Source organism: Bradyrhizobium manausense, from assembly GCF_001440035.1.
GTDB lineage: Bacteria > Pseudomonadota > Alphaproteobacteria > Rhizobiales > Xanthobacteraceae > Bradyrhizobium > Bradyrhizobium manausense.
This window is the reverse complement of the sequence record NZ_LJYG01000116.1, coordinates 309777-330997: the sequence shown is the minus strand read 5'-3', so window position 1 is coordinate 330997 and position 21221 is coordinate 309777. Positions and strand designations below refer to the sequence as shown.

Here is a 21221-nt window from a genome sequence, read left to right as displayed (position 1 = left end):
CGATCACGGCCGGGCGAGAGCCGCGCCGGTTGCGTCGAAGATATGCGAATGGTCGGGTGCGAAGCGGATCGCGACGGCATCGCCGCGGTCAAAGCGCGACTGGCCATTCTGGCGCAGCGTGATCTGCGGCAGGCCGGGAGCCGTGGCATAGATGAAGGTCTCGCCGCCAAGCTGCTCGACCAGATCGACTGTTACGGCGAGCATGCCCGCATCGGGGACGACGTCGATATGTTCGGGCCGGATGCCGAGCGTCACGCGCGCCCCAGTGGCGAGGCCGGACGCGGTGCGAGGCAACGCGATGTCGCGTTCGCCAACGCTGAGGCGCAGCGTGCCGTCATCGGACAGCACGGTCCCGGGCAGGAAGTTCATGCGGGGAGAGCCGATGAAACCTGCGACGAAGGCGTTCGAGGGGTGGTTATAGAGTTCGAGCGGCGTGCCGACCTGCTCGATGCGGCCGGCTTTGAGCACCACGATGCGATCCGCCAGCGTCATGGCTTCGACCTGGTCGTGGGTGACATAGATCATCGTGCCGCCGATATTGGCATGCAGAGCGGCAAGCTCCTTGCGCGTCGCGACGCGGAGTTCGGCGTCGAGGTTCGACAGCGGCTCGTCGAACAGAAAAATCTTCGGATCGCGCACGATGGCCCGGCCGATGGCGACGCGCTGCCGCTGGCCGCCGGAGAGCGCCTTGGGCTTGCGGTCGAGATAGTCCGCCAGACGCAGCATGGCGGNGGCGCGGTCGACCCGCGCCGCGATCTCGGACGGCTTCAGCCCCATGTTCTCGAGCGCAAAGCCCATATTCTTGCGGACGCTCATATGCGGATAGAGCGCGTAAGACTGGAACACCATGGCCAGCCCCCGTTCGGAGGCGGGCAGGTGGGTGACGCGTTCGCCGTCGATATGGATCTCGCCGCTCGTCACGTTTTCGAGGCCGGCGATGACGCGCAGCAGCGTCGACTTTCCGCAGCCCGACGGGCCGACGAAGACGACGAATTCGCCATCCTTCACGGCGAGATCGATGCCGTGCAGCACGTCGATGCTGCCGAAGGATTTTCGCGCGGCGGTGAGTTTCAGGTCAGCCATGATCGATTGCCCGATTGGTCATTTCATTCCCGTCGAGCCGATGCCCGTCGTGATGAAGCGCTGCAGGAACACGAAGACGAGAGCGACGGGGGCGAGCGTCACCACCGTCATCGCAAGGAGGTAGTGCCACTGGGTCTGCAGCTCGCCCTGAAAGGCATTGAGGCCGATCTGGAGCGTGTAGACCTCGGTCTTGGTCAGGACCGCGAGCGGCCACAGGAATTCGTTCCAGCGCCACATGATCGAGAAGATCGAAAGAACCGCCAGCGCCGGCAGGGTCAGCGGCATGACGATGCGCCAATAGATCTGCCACTCGGAAGCCTTGTCCATCCGCGCCGCCTCGATCAGATCCTTCGGCAGCGTCAGCATGTATTGCCGGAGCAGGAACACGCCCGTCGGCGTCGCCGCACCCGGCAGGATCACCGCCCAGAGCGAATTGGAAAGGCCGAGCTCGGTCACCACCAGATAGACCGGCACCAGGATGATGGTCATCGGGATCATCAGCGTTCCGATCACGGCAAGCGTCGCCGCCTGCTTGCCGGGAAACGCGTAGATCGCGAGCGCATAGGCGGCCATGGAATTGATGAGCAGCGTGATCAGCGTGGCGACCACCGTGACGAAGACCGAATTGAACAGGAAGCGGATGAAGGCGAAGCGCTGCAGCGGCTCGGTGTAGTTCTCGGTCGCGAGTGCGACGCGGCGCACCGGTTCGCGCTTGTCGATCGCCACGCGAAACTGTTTCGAGGGATCGGCGGGATCGACCATCTGGGCGAGGAGCCCGATGCGCCGAACCTGCGCCAGTTCGCGCACCGTGCCGTCGGGAAGCGTCGTGCGGAACAGCGGCAGCTTCTGGGGTTGGCCTGATACCGTCACTTCGACCTGTGCGACAGGCAGCAGCGACGGCGGAAACTCCAGGAGCGCACTCTGGGTCTTGAACGATGACAGCACCAGCCACACTACTGGCCCGAACATCAGCACGACGCCGAGCGCGAGATAGGCATAGGCTGCGATGTCGGTCCAATGCAGCGGCCGTCCGGGGCCGCCCCGACGTTGACCAAGCAAAATCCCAAGGCGCATGGCGGCTACCTCAGATCTCTTTGCGCCGCGCGGCGGCGAATTGCAGGAGCGTCAGGATGAAAAGCACCAGACCGAGCACGACCGACGCGGCGGCGGCGAGACCGAAATTCTGCACCTGGCTGGCGAAGCCGGTCTCGTAGATGTACTGGACCACCATCAGTGTCGCGGTGCCCGGACCGCCGCCGGTCAGCACGAAGACCTCGTCGAAGGTCTGCGCGCCCTTGATGAGTGCGAGCACGATCACGACGATCATGTTCGGCCACAGCAGCGGCAGCGTGATCCGTGTCAGCACGCGCCAGCGCGGCGTTGCGTCCATCTCCGCCGCCTCGTAGAGGTCCGCGGGGATCGCCTGCAGGCCGGCGAGCAGGATCAAGGTGTAGAACCCCATATGCGCCCACACCGATACGAACACCGCCCAGAACATCGCCCAGCTGGGATCGACGAAGAACAGGATCTTCTGGCCGCCGAGCGTGGTGATGGCCGCGTTGAGGAGCCCGTCGCGCTGCAGAATCCATTTCCAGATCAGTGCAACGACGACGGGCGACAGCAGGACCGGGAAGAAAAACACCGCGCGGAAAAAGCCGCGCCCGCGGATCTTCATGTTGAGGACCAGCGCGGTGATCAGCGAGAACAGCACCATCGCGGTCACCTGAAACACGACAAACTTTGCCGTATTGGCGACGCCACGCCAGAAGTGATCCTCGCGGCAGCTGGCCGGATCGAGAAATGAGCCGCAGTCGAACAGATAGGCGAACTGGTTGCTGCCGACATAGGGCCGCTCGGACGGAAACAGCGCCGCGCCGCCGGTCACCGAGAACACGATGTTGATGCCGATCGGCAGGAACACGAACAGGCCGAAGAAGGCGAAGTTGGGCAGCAGGAACACATAGGCCATGCGCCGCACGCCGATCGCGCGCTGCAGCCATCGCATCGGCGGATCGAACAGGCGCAGCGCGAGGTCCACGGGCAGGACCGCGACGCGCGCAAGCGCTGTTGCAGCGCTGCCGGGCTGCAGTCGGGCAGCGGACGGAGTGTCCGACATCGCGGCGATCCCTTGATCCTGTGATCCGGTCGCCGTCATTTCTTGTTGCGCTCGGCGATCTGCTGCGCGACATCGGCGGTGATGCGCTTCTCGGCGTCTTCGAGGCTCGTTTCGCCTGACACCGCCTGCCCGAGCCGGCTGATGACGGCGTTGAAGATGATCCGGCTGTTGATGTAGCCCTGGATCCGGTAAGCGAGTGGCGAAACCTGGGCGGCGCTTGCGGTGAAGATCTTCAGTGCCGCGGCGGCTTCGGGGCTCGCGGTCGGATAGTCGAGGCCTTTCTTGGCGAGCCCGAGATGGCCGGGCACGAACAGCGAGCGCGCACAGAACTCCGCCAGCACCGGTTCGCTTGCGAGATAATCCATCAGCCGCGCCACTTCCTTGGGATGCTGGGTCGACTTGAAGGCCATGAGAGCGCCGCCGCCGGGCATGCTGCTGCATCCCCCCGGCCCGCAAGGGTTGGGGACCGCCACCCAGTCGAAGGCGTTGTCCACGGTCTTTGCGAACTGGGCGATCTGCCACGATCCGGACAGGTACATGACGACCTGCGCGTTCTTGAATTCGTCGTTGGCGCCGCGATAGGCCGTGCCGGAGACCGAGCCCCACAGCTCCTTCGACATGACGCCGGACTTGTGCCAGTCGTAGACCAGCTGCGCGGCGCGCTTGAAGCCATCGTCGACGACATCAGGCTCGCCGTTCGCGGCGAAAACCTTCGTGCCTTGCGACACGGCAAGCGCATAGAAGCGATGGCCCGAGCGGTCGAGCGCGAGCGGGAACGGCGCCTGGACCTTGCCCGCAACCTCCTTCACCGCCTTCGCCCAGTCCTCCCAGGTCGCCTTCTCGCCCGGCATCGCGACCCCGGCCTGCTCGAACAGGGTCTTGTTGACGAAGGGGCCGGTGACGGTGAGCTGGGTCATGAAGCCCGGAATGGCCTGCGTGTCGCCCGCCGGGCGCATCCATTCGAGGAAGGGGCCGAAATTCGCCTCCCAATAGCCGGGGTCCTTGAGGAAGGGACGCATATCGAGCGCGAAGCGCGACAAGCCGCCCATATCGACGACACGCGCGATGTCGGGGCCCTGGCCTGAGGCCAGCTGCACCGGCAGATTCTCGTTGACCGCCTTGTAGGGCACCTGATCGAGAACGACGTCGATGTCCTGGTTCTGCTCGTGGAAGCGCTTGAGCAGGTCGGCCATCACCTCGCCTTCGTTGCCGTCCGAGTACCAGGCCATTCGGAGAGTCGTCGTTTCGGCCGCGGCGGGCCCGCCGAGGACGCTGGCGGACAGAAGGGACAGCGCAAGAGACGCGATGACGGGGGTGATGGCACGCATGATCGTTCCTTCCTCCACACTCGCCGGCCCTGCTGGGCCCGCGTGAGACAGGCGCAACGGGTCCGTTCTCCGACGGATCCTGCAGCACCAGACGTTTCCTTCCACATCGGCGTCCGCCCCCTGGGCGGCGGATGCCATTTTTTCACGCTTGGGCGCCCGCTCCGCTGAGGCGGACAGCAGGGGGGCCGTCCCGAGGGGGGTTCCCAAGGGCAAAACGATCTTGGCAAACGTTTGCCAAACTGTCAACGTGGTTTAAATCGTCATGGCGGGCCTCGGAAGCAGGCTCAACTGTCGCTATAGGTTGCACCCGGACCAGTCCCCATGGAGGCCGATGCCGGAAGACGTCTCACTTGCCACCGTCGCGGCCCGGGCCGGCGTCTCGGTTTCGACCGTATCGCGGATCGTCAACGGTGAGATGCGCCGCGCCTCCCCGGCGACGGTGGCGCGGGTGCTCGATGCGATCGAGGCGGTCGGCTACCGGCCAAACCCGGTGGGACGGGCGCTCAAGAGCGGACAAAGCCAGCTTGTGGCGATGATCGCGGCCAATCTCGACAATCCGGCCATGGCGACCATCGCGAGCTCGACCGAGGCCGCACTGCGCGAGGCCGGCTATGTCATGGTCCTGTGCGATACGCACGACCGACCCGAACTTCAGGACGAATATCTCTACGCGATGCGGGCCCAGATGGTGCGCGGCTATGTCCTCGTTGCGGCCGTCGCCAGCCCCGCCTTGAGCGAGTTGTCCGCATCCGGCGCCCCGATGGTCTTCGTGACCCGCCGCAATCCGAGCGGCAACGGTCCGTTCGTCGGCATCGACGATTCCGCAGCCGGCGCCGCCGTCGCCGACCACTTCGCCGATCTCGGACGGCGCGCCCCGGCCGTTGTTTTTCCGCGCCTCGGCTCGTCCGCATCGCGTGACCGCGTGTCGGGCTTCCTGGCCAGACTGCGGGAACGTGGATGGTCCGACGACGCGATCATCCGGGCCGACGGGGAAGGGCGATCGCATCTGCAGATAGGCTACGATGCCGGCGCGCGAATTTTCGGCGGCCGCGACAGGCCGGACGCCATCCTCTGCGTGAGCGACCAGATCGCCTATGGCGTGAACCGGCGCGCGCTTGAACGCGGCCTGAAAATCCCCGGCGATTGCGAACTGGTCAGCATCGACGGCACGCCTCTCAACCAATGGGTTGCACCCTGGCTGAAGTCGATTGAAATCCCCTACGCCATCTACGGGGCGGAAATCGTCGCGGGCCTGCAATTGATCTGGCGCGGCGAAGCTTTCGGCGAACGCCTGCTACCCTACAAGTTCGGCTGACACGCGAACGTTCATCCGCCGAGGCGGATTGTATCGCTCTTTCACTGCCAAAGATGTCCGCAATTCTCTCCTGAGGTGACGCCCCGGGTTTCCGAAACAGGCTGACCGTGATCGTCTGTCCAGCAAACGCAAATAAAATGTGCATTCCTGAGAAAAATGCATTCTGAATTTGCGTAACCTCTGCGCCGGTGTTAGGATCGCGGCAACGTCAACAAAGGGGGAATGCTGAAATGAAGCTCACGCTTGCAAGCCTGACCGCCGCCGCTGCAGCCCTCGCGGCAACTCTCGTCCTCGGCCAGCCTGCTCGTGCCGCCGACCTGATCGTCGCAACGGACACGGCCTTCGTTCCGTTCGAGTTCAAGGAGGGCGACAAGTATGTCGGCTTCGACATCGACCTGTGGGCCGCTATCGCCAAGGATATCGGCGTGACCTACACGCTGCAGCCGATGGACTTCAACGGCATTATTCCGGCGCTCCAGACCAAGCAGGTCGATGTCGGGCTGGCCGGCATTACCATCAAGGACGAGCGCAAGAAGGTCATCGACTTCTCGGACGGCTATTACGATAGCGGATTCCTGCTGATGGTGCCGGCGAACAGCACGATCAAGGGTCCGGAAGATCTTGGCGGCAAGACCCTTGCCGTGAAGACCGGCACCTCGGCAACCGACTACGCCAAGGCGCACTTCACGGAGACGGAGCTTCGCCTCTTCCCCAACAGCGACAACGCCTATCTCGAAGTCGCGACCGGACGCGCGGATGCCGCAATGCACGACACCCCCAACGTCCTCTACTACATCAAGACCAACGGCCAGGGGAAAGTGAAGACCGTCGGCCCGCAGATGATGGCCCAGCAATACGGCATCGCCTTCCCGAAGGGCAGCGAGCTGATCGCCAAGGTCAACGCCTCGCTCGTCAAGCTGAAGGGCGACGGCACCTACACCGCCATCTACAAGAAGTGGTTCGGCGCCGAGCCGCCGAAGAGCTGATCCAATGCCGTGGTGCGCGCCGGCCACGCCAGCGCGCTCTCCTTGAAGGAAAGCTCCCATGGATTTTGAGTGGTCCGTTATCTGGCAGGCCTTGCCTGAGCTCCTGAAGGGTGCCCGCCTCACTGTGCTGATCGCGCTGGCCGGGCTCGCCGGTGGACTCATGATCGGCTTTGCCGCCGGCCTGGCGCGCGCCTACGGCAATGCCGTCCTCAACGCCATTGCCCTCGCCTATATCGAGCTCATCCGCGGCACGCCGATCATCGTGCAGGTGATGTTCATCTATTTCGCGCTGCCGATCCTCGCGAATGTTCGCATCTATCCGCTCGCTGCAGCGATCATGGCCATCATCGTCAATGCCGGAGCCTATATCGCCGAGATCGTGCGTGGCTCGTTTCTATCCGTTCATCGTGGATTGCGCGAAGCCGGTCTGGCGCTCGGCCTGCCGCTCTGGAAGGTGCTTCTCTACATCATCGGCCCGCTCGCCTTCCGCCGCATGATTCCGGCGCTCGGCAACCAGTTCATCGTCAGCCTCAAGGATACGTCGCTCTTCATCGTCATCGGTGTCGGCGAACTCACGCGGCAAGGCCAGGAAATCATGGCGGCCAATTTTCGCGCCGTCGAAATCTGGTCTGCCGTGGCGATGTTCTACCTGATCATGACCGGCGCGCTCACGCTTATCCTCAGGATGACCGAAAAAAGGATGCGCATCCTGTGAGCATCGTCGAGTTCAAGAAGGTCACCAAGCGGTTTGGCCAGGTCACAATCCTCGACCAGGTCGACCTGTCGATCGAAGCAGGCGAGAAGGTCGTGCTGATCGGTCCGTCCGGCTCCGGCAAGTCGACGCTGCTCCGCTGCATCAACGCGCTGGAGGAAATCAACGGCGGTGATCTCGTCGTCGACGGCATCAGCGTCAAGGCCGGCGGCCGCATGGTCCGCATGATCCGCCAGGAAGCCGGCATGGTCTTTCAGCAATTCAACCTGTTTCCGCAAATGACGGCGCTCGAGAACGTCGCCTTCGGTCCGCGCCGCGTGCGCGGCGAGTCGCATCAGGATGCGCGAAAGCAGGCGCTGGACATGCTCGCCAAGGTCGGCCTCGCCGACCGCGCGCACCACTATCCGAGCGAGCTCTCCGGCGGCCAGCAACAACGCGTCGCGATCGCCCGCGCCCTTGCCGTCAAGCCGAAGCTGATGCTGTTCGACGAGCCGACGTCGGCGCTAGATCCGGAACTGAGGCATGAAGTGCTGCGCGTCATGCAGGCGCTGGCCGAGGAAGGCATGAGCATGATCGTGGTCACCCACGAGATGGCCTTTGCCCGCGAGGTCGGCACCAGGCTAATCTTCATGGAAGGCGGCAAGATCGCAGTCGATGGCGAGCCACGGGAGCTGCTGGCAAATCCGCGGAACCCACGCCTGAAAGAGTTTCTGCAACATGTCATATGACGCCGGATGCCGGCTTTCCTTCATCCATGTTGCAGGCTCGCCATTTGATGTCGGAGCCGCCCTTGGGCGCTTCGGCCAAGCGGCCCTGCAGAACCATTTCCGCATCTCCGCCGCGTGGCGCGAACTTGCCACGCGCCGCGACGATCCCTTGCTCGGCGAGATGGCGGCCATCGTTCGGGAGCGGTTTCCAAGTTACTGGGCTGAGCTACAGGGCCTCGCCGCCGGGCTGGAACTGCCCTTCGACGATGTTTTCCTGTGGAACTGCCGCGGTGATATCTGGGCAATGGCGCCGGATGGCTGCACGACCGTGCAATTGCCCGGCTGTCCGCACGTGATCGGCCATAACGAGGATGGCGACCCCGACTTTGCCGGCCACTGCGCCCTTGCTCACGTTGCACCCGACGGAGGAACGCCGTTCACAGCCTTTGTGTATCCTGGCTCGTTGCCCGGACACACATTTGCGGCGACATCGAAGGGCGTGGTCCAGACCGTCAATAACATCAGGCCGCTGGCCGGCGGCGCCGGAACGCCGCGCATGGTGCTCGCCCGCGCCATCCTCGACGCATCTGACCTTGACGCGGCTCTCGCCGTGCTCAAATCCGCCCCGCGCGCCGGCGCATTTCACCTGACGCTGGCGCAAGCCGGGGACGAGCGGCTTCTCAGCGTCGAGTTCACCGCCCGGGCCCTGTCGGTCGATCAGGTCCAAGCGCCGCGTGTCCATTCTAATCATCTGATCCATGGCGACACCGGGCGCATGTCGCAGATCGTCACCGGCTCGTCCGGCGTGCGACAACGGCGCGGCGAGGAGTTGCTCGGCCAAATGCTCCAGTCGGAACCGCAAGGACGCGCGCTTGGCATCCTGTGGGACGCAGCCGACGCGGAATTGCCGATCTATCGCACGGATCCGGCCGATAGCGACGTCGAGAACACTCTAGCAAGCGCCGTCTTCCGGGTCGGGGCTGACAAGGTCGAGTGGTCTGTCTACGATGGAGCGCACGAAGCGGCTCGCTTCGATATGCGAGATGGGCTGATACCCTTCGCGGCGTAAACAGGATCAGGGTTATGCCAAGGCAAGTCGCCGAGAAGCCGCCGCGCACCATCGAGGATCTCAGGGCGCTCGCGCTCTCGATCGGCCGCGACGAGGCAGGATTTTCGCTCGGCGCCAAAGCGCATGACGTATTCGCAAAGCTGGTGGAAGCGCCGGAACAGTCGGCGGTACGCTCGATCTCGGAGCTTGCCGATCAGTTCGGCATCAACCCGTCGACGCTGACCAGACTGGCAAAGCGCCTCGGATTCGAAGGCTTCAGCGATTTCCAGGCGGTCTTCCGCAAGGCCATCGCAGACGACCAGCAGTATTTTTATAGCCGCCAGGCCGGAAGGCTCATGACCGCGCCATCCGCCGGCAATCCCAAAGTCGATGCGTTCGCGCAGCTGGCGCGGGAAACGGCGGCGAATGTCGATGGATTTCTCGGACAGTTGGATGCAGCCGCTCTGCAAGGGGCCACCAGGCTCCTGGCACGCGCCCGCCGTGTTCGTGTCCATGGCGTTCGCCAATTCCATTCACTAGCGAGCTTTCTCACCTATTGCCTGGGAATGGTGCGCTCGGACGTCGCACTTTTGGACGCGCCGCGCCTTGGCGTCGCCGAGGCATTGTCACAGCTCGATCGGGGCGATGTCGTCGTCGTCGCCAGCTGCGCGCCCTATACGCGCAGCGTCGCGGAGGTGGCCCGGGTCGCCGCTTCCAACGGCCAGATCGTCATCGCGATTACGGATTCCCGGTCGTCGCCGCTCGTGCCTCCTGCCGCGCATGCTTTTTTCATCCCCCACGCCAGCAGCTTCTATTCGAACAGCATGGGCGCCTATGTCGTATTCTGTGAAGCGCTGCTGATCCTTGTGGCGAGGGAATTGGGTGACAAGGCGCTCGACTCGCTGGCGGGTCGCGAACGGCTGATCGCGGAGATGAACATCGAGGTCGGCTGAAGGCGCGGCGATCAAGGCCACCGGCCTTATGAGTTGCGCAAGCGTGCAAGGCTTGTGATCCCGGCTGCGCCGTTTGATCCCTACGCCCTACCCCACCTTCTTCCGCTGCCCCAAATACCGCAGCGCGAGCTTGATGAAATTGTGGACCACCATCGAGGTCTCGTCCTGTCTGAACACCAGGAACACGTCGGCGGCGGGCGGGGAGGGGCGGATGGGGCGAAAGGCGATGTCCGAGGTCGTGAAGCGCGCGATCGACTGCGGCACGAGCGCGACGCCGAAGCCGGCTGCGATCAGGCTCGGGATCGACTGCGCGTCGACGACCTGCTGGGACACCTTTGGCAGGAAGCCGGCATCGACACAGCAGCTCTGCACATAGCGCGCGAAATCGGAGCTGTCGGGGTTGAGCACGACGTGATCCTCCGACGCCAGTTCGGAAAGCGCGACGCGCTTGCGCTTTGCCAAGGGGTGAGTGCGGGGGACGGCGAGAACGACCTCTTCCCGCCATGCCAGTCTGCTGGTGAGGTCGCGCTCGCTGGGCACGCCGCGGATGAGAGAAATGTTGGTGGTCCGGCTGAGCAGGGCCGCGATCTGCAGAGCCGGTGCCTGTTCGTGCACGGTCATCTTCACCAAGGGCGCGACCTGCCGGTAGGCCGCAAGCAGATCGGCGAGAGGACCGCGCAGGATGGACCCGGTCGCGCCGAGATCCAGCGTTCCCACCAGGCCGGCGCCGATCGAGCGCACCTCGTCTTCCGCTGACTTGACCTGTTGCAGGATGGCGCGTCCGCGCAGCAGCATCGCTTCGCCAGCCTGCGTCAGCTCCACCTTGCGGCTGGTCCGGTAGAGCAGCGGCGTGCCAAGCTCGGCCTCGAGGGCCTGGATATGCTGGCTCAGCGGCGGCTGCGACAGGTTCAGCCGCCGTGCGGCGAGGGTGAAGCTGCGCTCCTCGGCCACCGCGATGAAGTACCTGACCTGGCGAAGATCCATGGGCGAAGATCCATAGCGAAAGCCTATCAATCGTGTCGTTCTATATATTGGACTTGATGTCGCACCTGGTCAACGAATGACCGATGCAGCCGTCGTCCGCCCCGCAAGCGGCCAGTAGCCCTGCACGCAGCGCGTCGCGGCGCCAACGACAATAAAGGCGAAAGGCTCAAGTCGCTGACCAAGCCAGACCGACACCAATCCCGCCAGCCGAGGAAAGCCATGCCCAATATCTTCAAGTCACTCTTCTTCCAAGTCGTTGTCGCACTCGCGCTCGGCATCGGGCTCGGCATGGCCCATCCCGATACGGCCTTGCAGATGAAGCCGCTCGGCGACGGCTTCATCAAGCTGATCAAGATGCTGGTGCCCGTCATCGTGTTCTGCGTCGTGGTGCACGGAATTTCGGCGGCGGGAGACCTTTCGAAGGTCGGCAGGGTCGGGATCCGCGCGCTGCTCTATTTCGAGATCGTCACCACCGTCGCCTTGGTGTTCGGCATCGCGCTCGCCTATTACTTCCAGCCCGGCGCCGGAATGAACATCGATCCCGCGACGCTCGATGCCAAGGCGCTCAGCGGCTTCAGCCAGACCGCAGCCCAGGTCGCCGGCGGCGGCGTCTCCGAGTTCCTGATGAAGCTGATCCCGGGAACGATCGTCGGCGCGTTCAGCTCCGGTGATGTGCTGCAGGTGCTGATCGTCTCGATCATGTTCGGCTGCGCGGTGTCGTTGTGCGGCGAGCGCGCAAGGCCGGTGGTCGATTTCATCGAGCGCGTCAACGAGATCATCTTCAAGATGATGAATTTCGTCGTCCGCCTCGCTCCGATCGGCGTGTTCGGCGCGATCGCGTTCACCGTGGGGAAGTACGGCATCGGTTCGCTGAAGCAGCTCGGCGGCCTCGTCGGGCTGTTCTACCTGGCGGTGGTGCTGTTCGTGGTGGTCGTGCTCGGATCGATCATGCGGCTGTCCGGCTTCAGCCTGTTCAAGCTGCTGGCGTACTTGCGCGAGGAGCTGATGATCGTGCTCGGCACGGCCGCCGGCGACAGCGTGCTGCCGCAGACCATGCGCAAGCTCGAGCTGCTCGGAATCAAGCGATCGACCGTCGGCCTCGTCATCCCGACCGGGTACTCGTTCAACCTCGATGCGTTCTCGATCTATCTGACCCTGGCGGCGGTGTTCATTGCACAGGCGACCAACACGCCGCTGGCTCTGGGGGATCTTCTGGCAATCCTCGGCGTCGCGCTGCTCACCTCCAAGGGTGCTCATGGCGTCCCCGGTTCGGCGATCGTCGTTCTCGCCGCGACGCTGTCGGCTATCCCGGCCATCCCGGCGATCGGCCTCGTGCTGATCCTGTCGGTGGACTGGTTCATCGGTATTGCTCGCGCGCTCGGCAATTATGTCGGCAACTGCGTAGCGACGGTCGTTGTCGCCGCATGGGAAGGCGACCTCGATCGCGCCAGGGCGCATCTCATCCTGGACGGCGAGATCGATCCTCAGACCTTGCAAGCCGAACCTCATGGTGCGACTGCTCCCGTCGCCGGGCTGCAAACGCTCTGAGTACCGAAACGGTTGAGGTTAGCAATGGTAAGGCTTTCGATTGAGCCGCTGACGAAGCAGGCATTCGCGCCGTTCGGCGAGGTCATCGAGATAGACGGGGCGATCTCCCTGTCGATCAACCAGGGTTTCGCTGAGCGATTCAACGACCTCGCCGAGATCGATGTCACTGCTGAAGGCGGACAGACCAATATCAGCTGGTTTTTCGCCTCTATGCGTCCGGCGCCCATCGCCATCCGCCTGATGGAGCGCCATCCGCTGGGAAGCCAGCTGTTCATGCCGCTCAATGGCGCGGACTGGCTGGTCGTCGTTTGCACGGACCCGCGCAAGCCTGAGAGCTATCGGGCGTTCGCGGCGACGGGCAAACAGGGCGTGAACTATGCGCGCAATTGCTGGCACCATCCGCTTCTGGTGCTCAAGGCCGCAAGCCCGTTCCTCGTCGTCGACCGCAAGGGCGACGGCAACAATCTCGAAGAATATTGGCTGGACGAGACCATGCAGCTCGACCTCATGCCTGACCGCCACGAGGCCTGACGATGTCATCGCGCACCTATCACGTCCCGCAGGGCGGCCTGCCGCCGCAGACGGATCTCCTCAGCGGTCGCGCGGTGTTTACGACCGCCTACGCCGTCATTCCGAACAGCGTGCAACGCGATATCGTCGTCAGCCATCTGCCGCATTGGGACAACAGCCGTGTCTGGGTGCTGGCGCGGCCGCTCTCCGGCTTCGCCGAGACGTTCTCCCATTACCTCATGGACATAGGGCCGAATGGAGGTAGCGAAATTCCCGAGCCCGAGAAGGACGCCGAAGGGGCGCTGTTCGTCGCGGGCGGGCAAATCACGCTCAAGCTGGCAGGCAAGGAGCGAGAGCTGAAGGCTGGCGGTTTCGCGTTTCTGCCGCCGGGATGCGCCTGGAGCCTGCGCAATCGCGGGAAGGCGCCGGCCCAGCTGCACTGGGTCCGCAAGCTGTACCAGCGCGTGCCTGGCCTGGCCGACCCCGAGCCGATCGTGACCAACGAAGACTCGATGACACTGGTGCCGATGCCCGATACGGGCGGGCGGTGGGCCACCACACGCTTCATCGATCCCTCGGACATGCGCTATGACATGCACATCAACATCGTGACGTTCGAACCGGGAGCAACGATCCCCTTCACCGAGACGCATGTGATGGAGCACGGGCTGTACGTCCTCGAAGGCAAGGCGGTCTATCGCCTCAATCGCGATTGGGTGGAGGTGGAGGCCGGCGATTACATGTGGTTGCGCGCGTTCTGCCCGCAGGCCTGCTACGCAGGCGGCCCCGGTCGCTTCCGCTATCTGCTCTACAAGGACGTTAACCGGCACATGAATCTGCGGCAGGGCGCGCCGCTGATTTGACGTGGTGTGCGCCGGCCGCTGTCGTCAGCGCTCCCCCAGCCCGTCTCTGGCACTCCGCTTGCTCAGTCCGCACCAAAGCCAGGCCTCATTGGAGAGGCCGTTTCAGGTTGAGGCAAGCGATGCAGGCAATGTCCCGTTCTGGTGCAGTTGGAGAGCTCAAGCTCGACGCGTTGATCGCCGATTTGTGGTGGCGCGTTCGGCTGCTCAACACCGACATTCTGGAGGAAGAGGCCAAGGCCGGGGTGTTCGACCCGCAACAGCCGACCTATCCGCCGCTCGCGGCGAGCCTACGCGCGCGACGTGACAATCTGGTCGCGACGATCGGCATGCTCGAGCAGCGCGCGGCGTCGGCACACGAGGCGGCTTGAGGCCGCCTCGCTGCCTTTCCCGCCCAGGCTTCGTCAGGTTCGCCCTTGGGGATGCACTCAAGACCCCACAGCGCGCGGGGCAGCCTTCCGGTTCCATGACAGGTGTTTCGCACCACTCGTGTGCTATGACCGCTGCTCGCAACGATGCGAGGTCGCCATGCTCCCCCTTCCCGCCGACATCTTCACCGAGCCCGAGGACGTTTCCCCCGACAGCCTTGCCAATCTCGGGCCGCTGCGCCGGCTCGCCGGCACCTGGCAGGCCGACAAGGGCATCGATATCAATCCGAAGGCGGAGGGACCGGAGCGGCGGACCTTCATCGAGCACGTCAGGATGGACCCGATCGACCCGCAGGCCAACGGGCCGCAGCTGTTTTACGGCCTGCGCTATCACATCCACATCAATACACCTGAGGAAGACATCACCTTCCACGACCAGGTCGGCTATTGGCTCTGGGAGCCGGCGACCGGCTTGATCATGCAGACACTGGCGATCCCGCGCGGGCAGGTGCTGCTCGCCTCGGGTCATGCCAAGCCGGACGACAGGACTATCTCGGTTGCAGCGAAGCGCGGCGACACGACTTACGGGATCTGCTCGACCGACTTCCTGGAACAAGCCTTCCGCACCGACTCTTACCGCTGCGATATCACCTTCAACGACGACGGCAGCTGGAGCTATCAGATCCAGACCGCGTTGTTCGTCCGCGGCGCCCCGTTCAATCATCACGACAGCAATACGCTTCTGCTGGTCGCGCCGCCAAAACTCAACCCGCTCGCGGTGATCGTGAATGATCGCGAGAAGGGCAACGGGCCGGCTTGAGACGCTGTCGCGGAGAATGTGCATGAAGCCTTACGTCATCTGCCTGATGCATGCGAGCCTCGATGGCCGCACCCATCCCAGCCGCTGGCGTCCGAAGGGCGCCGGCACCGACTGGTTCGAGAAGATCCATGACCGGCTCGGCGGCGATGCCTGGGTGATCGGCCGTGTCACCGGCTCGGAATTCGCCAAGGGCAAGCCCTATCCGGAAACGTCGGGCGAAAAGTTCCCGCGCGAAAACTGGTTCGCGCGGCGCGATGCCGACACCTACGGCGTCGTGCTCGACGCGCATGGCAAGATCGGCTGGGGCCGCTCCGATATCGGCGGCGATCCGATCGTCGTGGTGCTGACCGAGAGCGTACCGGATTCGCATCTCGCCGGCCTGCGCGGCGAGGGCGTGTCCTACATTTTCGCCGGCAAGTCCGAGATCGACCTCGCAATGACGGTCGAGATCCTCAATCGCGAGCTGGGCGTCAGACGTCTGCTGGTCGAGGGCGGCGGCGTTGCCAATGGCGCGTTCCTGCGCGCGGGACTGATCGACGAGTTCAATTTGATCCTCAGCCCCGCGATCGACGGCGCCAGGGGCGCGCCCTTCGTGTTTGATTCGACCGAGGCCGACAGCGACAAGCGCGCGCCGCTCAGCGCGATGACGCTGGAGAGCACCCAGGATCTCGGCGGCGGCGTCCTATTGCTGCGCTATCTGATCCAGAACGATCCCGCGCGCCATCTGCAGCATGCCTGATACGTCCGAGCACATCGTCATTGCCGGCGCGGGCGCGGCCGGCCTGATGGCGGCGCGCGAGCTCGCGCGCGGGGGAAGACGGGTCACGATCCTGGAGGCGCGCGGGCGCTGCGGCGGGCGAATCCATCCGCTGCCGGCGTCGGAGTTCGGTTATGCTGCCGATGGCGGTGCAGAGTTCGTCCATGGTGAGGCGCCGGTGACGCGCAGCCTGGCGCGCGAGGCGGGGCTGACGGTTCGCATGATCGGCGGCGCGCAATGGAGCTTCGACGGCACGACATTCTCGCGCGAGAATCCGCGCGAGCCCTACGACGAACAGCTCCATGCGGCAGTGAAGGACTTGAAGGACGATCTCACCGTCGCCGAGTTCCTGCGCCGGTATTTTGCCGGGCCGGAGTACGCGCGACTACGGCATGCGGTCGAACGCATGGTCGAGGGCTACGATGCCGCCGATCCCGCGCGCGCCTCGACGCTGGCGCTGCGCGACGAATGGATGAACGACGGACATGCGATGCAGGCGCGCCTCGACGGCGGCTATGGCGGCCTGATCGATTTTCTCCTCGCCGAGTGCCGCAAGTCCGGCGTTGTCCTCCGCCTCGGAGCCGTGGTCACCGCCATCGAGGAGGAGGCAGGCAAGGTCATCGTCCGTTGTGCCGGCGGTGAGTTGCAGGCCTGCGATCGGGTGATCCTCACCGTGCCGCTGCCGCTGTTGCGCGAGATCGCGCTGCCCGCGGCCGCGCGTGCGAAAGCGGCAGCCGCAGACGACATCGGCTTCGGCGGCGTCATCAAGATCCTGCTGCGGTTCAAACAAGCGTGGTGGCGCGAACGGCGCAAAGAGCTTGCCGACATGCTCTTCCTGCTGTCGGACGAGACCATTCCGGTGTGGTGGACGCGCCATCCGGATCAGCATCCCGTCCTGACGGGATGGTTGGGTGGTCCGCGAACGGCGGGGCTGGCGCATCTCGATCAGCAAGGACTGATCGATGCCGGCATCGCCTCGCTCGCCGCCATCTTCGACCTGCCGCGCGAGCAGATCGCGCGGGACCTCGTGGCGGCGGCCGCCACCAACTGGGCGAATGATCCCTTTGCCCGCGGCGCCTATTCCTGGGCGACGCCGCGGACGCGGGCGGCGCAAGACATTCTCGCGCGCGCCGATGGCTCGATCTTGTTTTCCGGCGAGGCGCTCTACCGCGGGCGGGACATGGGAACGGTCGAGGCCGCGCTTGCGAGCGGCCTGGAAACGGCCGGGATCATTTCGCAATGTTGAGAAAGCAGGCCCGCATCTCTGCGGGCCTGGCGTCTCACCAGCGGCTGCCGCCGTAGCTGAATGTCACGCCGGGACCGCGGCCGCCGTAATAGCCGTAGGGGCCGCCTCCGTAATAGCCGTGGTGCCGCGGGTAATAGCCATAACTGCGATGGTGCCGGCGATCATAGCCGTAATGATGCGGACGCCAGTGCTGATGGCGATGACCGTGTCTGTGCTGCGCGCTGATGTCGGTTGATTGGCCGAGTTGCGCGTTCGGCCTGGCCTTTCCACCGCTCGCCGCGTTGGCCGCCGACGCGGTGAGTGCAGCAGCGCCGATGGTCATCGCGACAAAGAGATATTTCATGTCATCACTCCAGTTGAGATATCGCGTGACAACAGATGGGCGCTACCCGCGTTCCGGCGAGAGTGGGTGTCGAAACGACGCATGCGATCGTCGCGAAATCGCGCTGAGATTTATTGTCGCACCGCTTTGAGCGAGGCGATCACCTCGTTCGTGGTCACGATGCGGGCAAATTCGCCGTTCAGATTCGACAGCGTCATCGCATGGATCGATTCGGCCGCATGCGTTTCGCCATCAGCGCCGATGCGGTCGAACGTCCAGGTCGCATCGCGCACCAGCTGCGCGTTGAAACCGAGATTGCCGGCCATCCGTGTCGTCGTCTCCACGCAATGATTGGTGGTGGCGCCGCAGATCACGAGCGTGGCGATGTCACTTGCGCGCAGGCGCGTCTCCAGATCCGTGCCGATGAACGCGCTGTTGACGCGCTTGACGATCACGGGCTCGCCGCCCTGCTCGCGCGCCTCGTCCTTGACGGCGTAGCCGGAGCGCGAGGGCAGGAATGTCGAGTTCGGCTTGGTGCCTTCGTGGCGGACATGAAAGATCGGCGCGCCGCTCGCCCTGAACGCGGCGAGCAGGTCAACGATGCGCGCCACCGCATCCGGATTGTTGCGCCGCTTGCCCGCCGCCTCCCATTCATCGAACGCGCGCTGGACGTCGACGACGATGAGGGCGGGAAGGGGATCGGGCATGGCAACGGATTCCGCAATTTTGCAGACTATGCTGGGCGCTCGCCGGTTCAGGCAATGCCGTATCCCTCGTTTCGGGACGGTCTCACGGATGCGGCTCGGGAAAGCCGTGGCGCTCCGACAGCGCGGCAAGGATGGCATCCTTGTCGTTGATGAAGGCGCGCCCCTGACGGCTGCCGGTCTGATGAGGCGAGGTTGTGCCGTCGGCGAGGACCAGCAGTGGCAGCCATTGATTCTCCTCGCCGACCAGTGCGATCACGTCCTGCCGAGGCTTCGGCCACGCGATGCGTTCGACGTCCAGTTTTTGTGCAAGCGTCGGAAAGGAGGTGAGCAGGCCCTCGATCAGCGCACAGTGCCAGCAAAAGAAATGGCGGCCGGGAAGGGCAGGGTCTTCGAAACCCTGGCGCAGCAAAAACAGGCGGTCACGCGTCATGGGGCGCTCCGAGAGAGAATCGAGGCCGTCGCGAGAGAGCTCCATGCCATGGCCGCCCATTCAACGGCAAGGCGTGAGCGCCTTCAATTCGATTTGAAACGCACCATCCGCGACACTTGATCCAGCGCAACTTTCCTCGTCGCAGCATTCTCGGCCCAGATGCGGCCGCCATGCGCCTCTGAAGCGGAGTTTCAACGGACGCATGCGCGTCGCGCCCCGATCAACAGGCGGTGCGAGGAGGGCTCGTTACTTGAACGGATCCTGGATCGAATGCGACGACTTCCTGATGCGGCGCACACTCACCGGCTTACCGTCGGAGACGAACAGCAGTTCATATGTCCGGCCTTCGCTGTCGGTCGCCGAGCAGGTGACGTCGTTCACCTTCCTGGCCGCGAAATTGCCGGTCTGGCGGCAGGTGCCGATCGAGGCCTGCGCGGCCGGCACCGGCAGGCCGTCGACCTTCGGCCGGTTCTTGGAATTGAGCAGCATGCGATCGACCGGCAGCTCGTAGGAGTTGTCGTCGGCGCGCTTGCCGTTTTCGCCGGAGAACGACACGACGTGGTTCTCGTCGCTGGGGTCGTCGACGGCAACGGCGAAATTGACCCGGCCCTTGTCGTCATGGGCGAAGGCGACGGTCTTGCAGGCAAAGGGACGCCCGTCGACCTTCAGCGTCTTGCAGTGGCCCGACATCAGCGCCAGCATGTCGACAAGAGAATTCTGCTGGGCCGGCGGATTGTTCACCGCGATCGCGGTGGAAGGCTCGGCAAAACAAGGACTTGCGAGAGAGACGAGGATTGCAGCCAGAACCGGTCGGGGCAGGCGCATCGTCAGGCTCATCTGCCAGGGGGCCACGGACGGGCGAGAGTTCCGCCCACTAACCATCGAATCGCAAATTGGTTGCGATCCCGTTTGCTCGGCCAGCCGATCGACAAAGCCCGTCTGGAATACCACCGCGCCACCCATCGGCGTTTCGCCCCCGATCGCTCCAACCGTTCTGGCGGACACTTGTCGTCAGGCCGATGTTTTTTTCGTGGCAGGGAGGGGAGAGGCGTCACGCGGCCTGCATCATGGTCAGCGCAAAAGCCGGGTAAGTCTCGGGCAGCTCGCCGAAAATCCCGCCCCCGCAGCAGCGCCAGCGTGGCGACATCCGGCCGCTTCGTCTCCCGCACCACCTCCGGGGCGCGGTCGCCGCCATCGCCACGGCATCGCTGCCGCCGCAAGTTCACGCCGTCCGCGCGCGACGTCCCTCGATCGGATAGGCGGGGTCATTGTAGCCTGGTGTCGAGGGATGGCCCGGCACCACCAGCCGGTCGATCAGCGCCTCGTCCTCGGCAGTGAAGCGATAGTCGAGCGCGCCGATATAGCCGTCCCACTGCTCTTCAGTGCGCGGCCCCGCGATGATCGACGAGACGAAGGCGGAGTTCAACACCCAGGCCACTGCGAACTGGCCCGCAGTGATGCCCTGCTTCTCGGCGTGAGTCTTGATCTCCTGCGCCAGCTGCAGGGACTCCGGGCGCCACTCGGTCTGCATCATGCGGGCATCGTTGCGGCCGGCGCGCGTGTCCTTCTCGGGGGCAGCGTCGGGCTTGTACTTGCCGGTGAGCACGCCGCGCGCCAGCGGACTATAGGGCACGATGCCGAGGCCGTAATAAGCGCAGGCCGGAAAATGCTCGACCTCGGGCATGCGGTTCATCGCGTTGTAATAGGGCTGACTGACCACGGGACGGTCGATGCCGAGCCGGTCGCAGATGTTGCAGATCTCGGCAACGCGCCAGGCGCGGTAGTTGGAAACGCCGAAATAGCGGATCTTGCCTGCGCGGATCAGATCGCCCATCGCGCGCACCGTCTCCTCCAGCGGTGTCGCATGGTCTTCCTTGTGCAGATAGTAGATGTCGATATGGTCGGTGCCGAGCCGCGTCAAGCTCTCCTCGGCCGCCTGCAACACCCAGCGGCGCGACAGCCCGGCGCGATTGGGATCGTCCCCCATGGGGTTGGCGAGCTTCGTCGCGAGCACCCAATCGTTACGGTTGCTGCCGATCGCGCGTCCTACGACCTCCTCCGAGCCGCCTTTCGAATAGGCGTCCGCCGTGTCGATGAAGTTGATGCCGGCGTCATGCGCCTTGGCGATGATGCGCGTCGAGGTCGCCTCATCCGTCGGCCCACCGAACATCATGGTGCCGAGGCAAATCGGCGAAACCTTCAGGCCAGAGCGGCCGAGCTGGCGGTACTGCATGCGCTGTTTCCTCAACGGTCCTGTCGTCAGGCACCATAGCCAGCCGCGCTCGTCATTGCGAGCGTAGCGAAGCAAGCCAGAGATGCGTCCGCTGAGGGATGCTGGATTGCTTCGCTGCGCTCGCAATGACGAGATGAGCACACCCATGCCACACATCAGGTGTCAGCGCCCGACTTGATCGGGCGATC

General features: G+C 64.4%; 23 protein-coding genes and 1 pseudogene. 13 read left to right on the top strand and 11 right to left on the bottom strand.

Going from position 1 to position 21221, the window contains the following annotated elements; translation table 11 throughout:
• Positions 1–3: 3 nt before the first annotated feature.
• The 5 genes and pseudogenes from AOQ71_RS41755 to AOQ71_RS41740 all read right to left on the bottom strand — a co-directional run.
• A pseudogene (locus AOQ71_RS41755) lies at positions 4–731 on the bottom strand (ABC transporter ATP-binding protein); the annotation flags it as partial.
• Position 732: 1 nt separating this feature from the next.
• A partial coding sequence (locus AOQ71_RS49505) for an ATP-binding cassette domain-containing protein (RefSeq protein WP_245317439.1) occupies positions 733–1083 on the bottom strand: 351 nt, incomplete at its 3' end.
• A gap of 18 nt (positions 1084–1101) precedes the next feature.
• Positions 1102–2157 carry a carbohydrate ABC transporter permease gene (locus AOQ71_RS41750; protein ID WP_057759740.1) on the bottom strand — a complete coding sequence of 352 codons (1056 nt, stop codon included), beginning with the start codon at positions 2155–2157 and terminating at the stop codon, positions 1102–1104.
• 10 nt (positions 2158–2167) lie between these two features.
• The gene (locus tag AOQ71_RS41745; RefSeq protein ID WP_430648686.1) at positions 2168–3199 is read right to left on the bottom strand and encodes a carbohydrate ABC transporter permease; all 1032 of its coding nucleotides are present in this window, start codon (positions 3197–3199) and stop codon (positions 2168–2170) included.
• A gap of 35 nt (positions 3200–3234) precedes the next feature.
• A complete protein-coding gene (locus AOQ71_RS41740) occupies positions 3235–4527 on the bottom strand; it encodes an ABC transporter substrate-binding protein (protein ID WP_057759737.1) in 1293 nt (430 codons plus the stop codon).
• A 331-nt stretch (positions 4528–4858) separates the two neighbouring features.
• On the opposite strand from AOQ71_RS41740, the gene AOQ71_RS41735 reads away from it, so the two are divergent.
• The 6 genes from AOQ71_RS41735 (at position 4859) to AOQ71_RS41710 (ending at position 10248) form a co-directional block, all read left to right on the top strand.
• Positions 4859–5842, top strand: coding sequence for a LacI family DNA-binding transcriptional regulator (locus AOQ71_RS41735; RefSeq protein ID WP_057759734.1), 984 nt, complete (start codon positions 4859–4861; stop codon positions 5840–5842).
• Positions 5843–6072: 230 nt separating this feature from the next.
• Positions 6073–6828, top strand: a complete 756-nt coding sequence (glnH, locus tag AOQ71_RS41730; protein ID WP_057759731.1) for a glutamine ABC transporter substrate-binding protein GlnH — start codon at positions 6073–6075, stop codon at positions 6826–6828.
• Between the two features lie 58 nt (positions 6829–6886).
• Positions 6887–7543, top strand: coding sequence for a glutamine ABC transporter permease GlnP (gene glnP, locus AOQ71_RS41725; protein WP_057759728.1), 657 nt, complete (start codon positions 6887–6889; stop codon positions 7541–7543).
• Positions 7540–8268 (top strand): glutamine ABC transporter ATP-binding protein GlnQ, encoded by a 729-nt coding sequence (gene glnQ / locus AOQ71_RS41720; RefSeq protein ID WP_057759726.1) that lies wholly within the window; start codon positions 7540–7542, stop codon positions 8266–8268. Before glnP ends, glnQ begins: the two co-directional genes overlap by 4 nt.
• A complete protein-coding gene (locus tag AOQ71_RS41715) occupies positions 8258–9316 on the top strand; it encodes a C45 family autoproteolytic acyltransferase/hydrolase (protein ID WP_057759723.1) in 1059 nt (352 codons plus the stop codon). The genes glnQ and AOQ71_RS41715 overlap by 11 nt, the downstream gene beginning before the upstream one ends.
• A 14-nt stretch (positions 9317–9330) precedes the next feature.
• A complete protein-coding gene (locus tag AOQ71_RS41710; protein ID WP_057759720.1) occupies positions 9331–10248 on the top strand; it encodes a MurR/RpiR family transcriptional regulator in 918 nt (305 codons plus the stop codon).
• Between the two features lie 87 nt (positions 10249–10335).
• Here the strand turns inward: AOQ71_RS41710 and AOQ71_RS41705 are convergent, their stop codons facing one another.
• Positions 10336–11232 (bottom strand): LysR substrate-binding domain-containing protein, encoded by an 897-nt coding sequence (locus tag AOQ71_RS41705; RefSeq protein ID WP_057759717.1) that lies wholly within the window; start codon positions 11230–11232, stop codon positions 10336–10338.
• A 219-nt stretch (positions 11233–11451) separates the two neighbouring features.
• Here AOQ71_RS41705 and dctA point away from each other — a divergent pair, with 219 nt between their 5' ends.
• The 7 genes from dctA (at position 11452) to AOQ71_RS41670 (ending at position 17341) form a co-directional block, all read left to right on the top strand.
• On the top strand, positions 11452–12780 hold the full coding sequence (dctA, locus tag AOQ71_RS41700; protein WP_057759714.1) for a C4-dicarboxylate transporter DctA: 1329 nt from the start codon (positions 11452–11454) through the stop codon (positions 12778–12780).
• A 24-nt stretch (positions 12781–12804) separates the two neighbouring features.
• Positions 12805–13311 (top strand): ureidoglycolate lyase, encoded by a 507-nt coding sequence (locus tag AOQ71_RS41695; RefSeq protein WP_057759710.1) that lies wholly within the window; start codon positions 12805–12807, stop codon positions 13309–13311.
• 2 nt (positions 13312–13313) lie between these two features.
• Positions 13314–14153, top strand: a complete 840-nt coding sequence (locus AOQ71_RS41690; protein ID WP_057759708.1) for a bifunctional allantoicase/(S)-ureidoglycine aminohydrolase — start codon at positions 13314–13316, stop codon at positions 14151–14153.
• 128 nt (positions 14154–14281) lie between these two features.
• Positions 14282–14521, top strand: a complete 240-nt coding sequence (locus tag AOQ71_RS41685) for a hypothetical protein (protein WP_430648685.1) — start codon at positions 14282–14284, stop codon at positions 14519–14521.
• A 157-nt stretch (positions 14522–14678) separates the two neighbouring features.
• Positions 14679–15338 (top strand): FABP family protein, encoded by a 660-nt coding sequence (locus AOQ71_RS41680; RefSeq protein WP_057759701.1) that lies wholly within the window; start codon positions 14679–14681, stop codon positions 15336–15338.
• 22 nt (positions 15339–15360) lie between these two features.
• On the top strand, positions 15361–16077 hold the full coding sequence (locus AOQ71_RS41675) for a RibD family protein (protein WP_057759698.1): 717 nt from the start codon (positions 15361–15363) through the stop codon (positions 16075–16077).
• The gene (locus AOQ71_RS41670) at positions 16070–17341 is read left to right on the top strand and encodes a flavin monoamine oxidase family protein (protein ID WP_057759696.1); all 1272 of its coding nucleotides are present in this window, start codon (positions 16070–16072) and stop codon (positions 17339–17341) included. Before AOQ71_RS41675 ends, AOQ71_RS41670 begins: the two co-directional genes overlap by 8 nt.
• Before the next feature lie 34 nt (positions 17342–17375).
• Here AOQ71_RS41670 and AOQ71_RS41665 read toward each other — a convergent pair whose 3' ends face one another.
• The 5 genes from AOQ71_RS41665 to AOQ71_RS41645 all read right to left on the bottom strand — a co-directional run bounded on the left by AOQ71_RS41665 (position 17376) and on the right by AOQ71_RS41645 (position 21033).
• Entirely contained in the window at positions 17376–17684 is a 309-nt protein-coding gene (locus AOQ71_RS41665) for a hypothetical protein (protein ID WP_057759693.1), read from the bottom strand.
• Positions 17685–17794: 110 nt separating this feature from the next.
• A complete protein-coding gene (locus AOQ71_RS41660; protein WP_057759690.1) occupies positions 17795–18370 on the bottom strand; it encodes a cysteine hydrolase family protein in 576 nt (191 codons plus the stop codon).
• Between the two features lie 82 nt (positions 18371–18452).
• A complete protein-coding gene (locus AOQ71_RS41655; protein ID WP_057759957.1) occupies positions 18453–18800 on the bottom strand; it encodes a DUF3088 domain-containing protein in 348 nt (115 codons plus the stop codon).
• A 246-nt stretch (positions 18801–19046) separates the two neighbouring features.
• Complete coding sequence (locus AOQ71_RS41650) at positions 19047–19625, bottom strand: hypothetical protein (RefSeq protein ID WP_057759954.1); 579 nt, start codon at positions 19623–19625, stop codon at positions 19047–19049.
• A gap of 397 nt (positions 19626–20022) precedes the next feature.
• Positions 20023–21033 (bottom strand): aldo/keto reductase, encoded by a 1011-nt coding sequence (locus AOQ71_RS41645; RefSeq protein WP_057759688.1) that lies wholly within the window; start codon positions 21031–21033, stop codon positions 20023–20025.
• Positions 21034–21221 lie beyond the last annotated feature (188 nt).

What these genes read in the sequence shown, in the direction of transcription:
- AOQ71_RS41750 (WP_057759740.1), bottom strand. Translation starts at nt 2,157, where the DNA reads ATGCGCCTTGGGATTTTGCTTGGTCAACGTCGGGGCGGCCCCGGACGG.
- AOQ71_RS41745 (WP_430648686.1), bottom strand. Translation starts at nt 3,199, where the DNA reads ATGTCGGACACTCCGTCCGCTGCCCGACTGCAGCCCGGCAGCGCTGCA.
- AOQ71_RS41740 (WP_057759737.1), bottom strand. Translation starts at nt 4,527, where the DNA reads ATGCGTGCCATCACCCCCGTCATCGCGTCTCTTGCGCTGTCCCTTCTG.
- AOQ71_RS41735 (WP_057759734.1), top strand. Translation starts at nt 4,859, where the DNA reads ATGCCGGAAGACGTCTCACTTGCCACCGTCGCGGCCCGGGCCGGCGTC.
- glnH (WP_057759731.1), top strand. Translation starts at nt 6,073, where the DNA reads ATGAAGCTCACGCTTGCAAGCCTGACCGCCGCCGCTGCAGCCCTCGCG.
- glnP (WP_057759728.1), top strand. Translation starts at nt 6,887, where the DNA reads ATGGATTTTGAGTGGTCCGTTATCTGGCAGGCCTTGCCTGAGCTCCTG.
- AOQ71_RS41715 (WP_057759723.1), top strand. Translation starts at nt 8,258, where the DNA reads ATGTCATATGACGCCGGATGCCGGCTTTCCTTCATCCATGTTGCAGGC.
- AOQ71_RS41710 (WP_057759720.1), top strand. Translation starts at nt 9,331, where the DNA reads ATGCCAAGGCAAGTCGCCGAGAAGCCGCCGCGCACCATCGAGGATCTC.
- AOQ71_RS41705 (WP_057759717.1), bottom strand. Translation starts at nt 11,232, where the DNA reads ATGGATCTTCGCCAGGTCAGGTACTTCATCGCGGTGGCCGAGGAGCGC.
- dctA (WP_057759714.1), top strand. Translation starts at nt 11,452, where the DNA reads ATGCCCAATATCTTCAAGTCACTCTTCTTCCAAGTCGTTGTCGCACTC.
- AOQ71_RS41695 (WP_057759710.1), top strand. Translation starts at nt 12,805, where the DNA reads ATGGTAAGGCTTTCGATTGAGCCGCTGACGAAGCAGGCATTCGCGCCG.
- AOQ71_RS41690 (WP_057759708.1), top strand. Translation starts at nt 13,314, where the DNA reads ATGTCATCGCGCACCTATCACGTCCCGCAGGGCGGCCTGCCGCCGCAG.
- AOQ71_RS41685 (WP_430648685.1), top strand. Translation starts at nt 14,282, where the DNA reads ATGTCCCGTTCTGGTGCAGTTGGAGAGCTCAAGCTCGACGCGTTGATC.
- AOQ71_RS41680 (WP_057759701.1), top strand. Translation starts at nt 14,679, where the DNA reads ATGCTCCCCCTTCCCGCCGACATCTTCACCGAGCCCGAGGACGTTTCC.
- AOQ71_RS41675 (WP_057759698.1), top strand. Translation starts at nt 15,361, where the DNA reads ATGAAGCCTTACGTCATCTGCCTGATGCATGCGAGCCTCGATGGCCGC.
- AOQ71_RS41670 (WP_057759696.1), top strand. Translation starts at nt 16,070, where the DNA reads ATGCCTGATACGTCCGAGCACATCGTCATTGCCGGCGCGGGCGCGGCC.
- AOQ71_RS41665 (WP_057759693.1), bottom strand. Translation starts at nt 17,684, where the DNA reads ATGAAATATCTCTTTGTCGCGATGACCATCGGCGCTGCTGCACTCACC.
- AOQ71_RS41660 (WP_057759690.1), bottom strand. Translation starts at nt 18,370, where the DNA reads ATGCCCGATCCCCTTCCCGCCCTCATCGTCGTCGACGTCCAGCGCGCG.
- AOQ71_RS41655 (WP_057759957.1), bottom strand. Translation starts at nt 18,800, where the DNA reads ATGACGCGTGACCGCCTGTTTTTGCTGCGCCAGGGTTTCGAAGACCCT.
- AOQ71_RS41650 (WP_057759954.1), bottom strand. Translation starts at nt 19,625, where the DNA reads ATGCGCCTGCCCCGACCGGTTCTGGCTGCAATCCTCGTCTCTCTCGCA.
- AOQ71_RS41645 (WP_057759688.1), bottom strand. Translation starts at nt 21,033, where the DNA reads ATGCAGTACCGCCAGCTCGGCCGCTCTGGCCTGAAGGTTTCGCCGATT.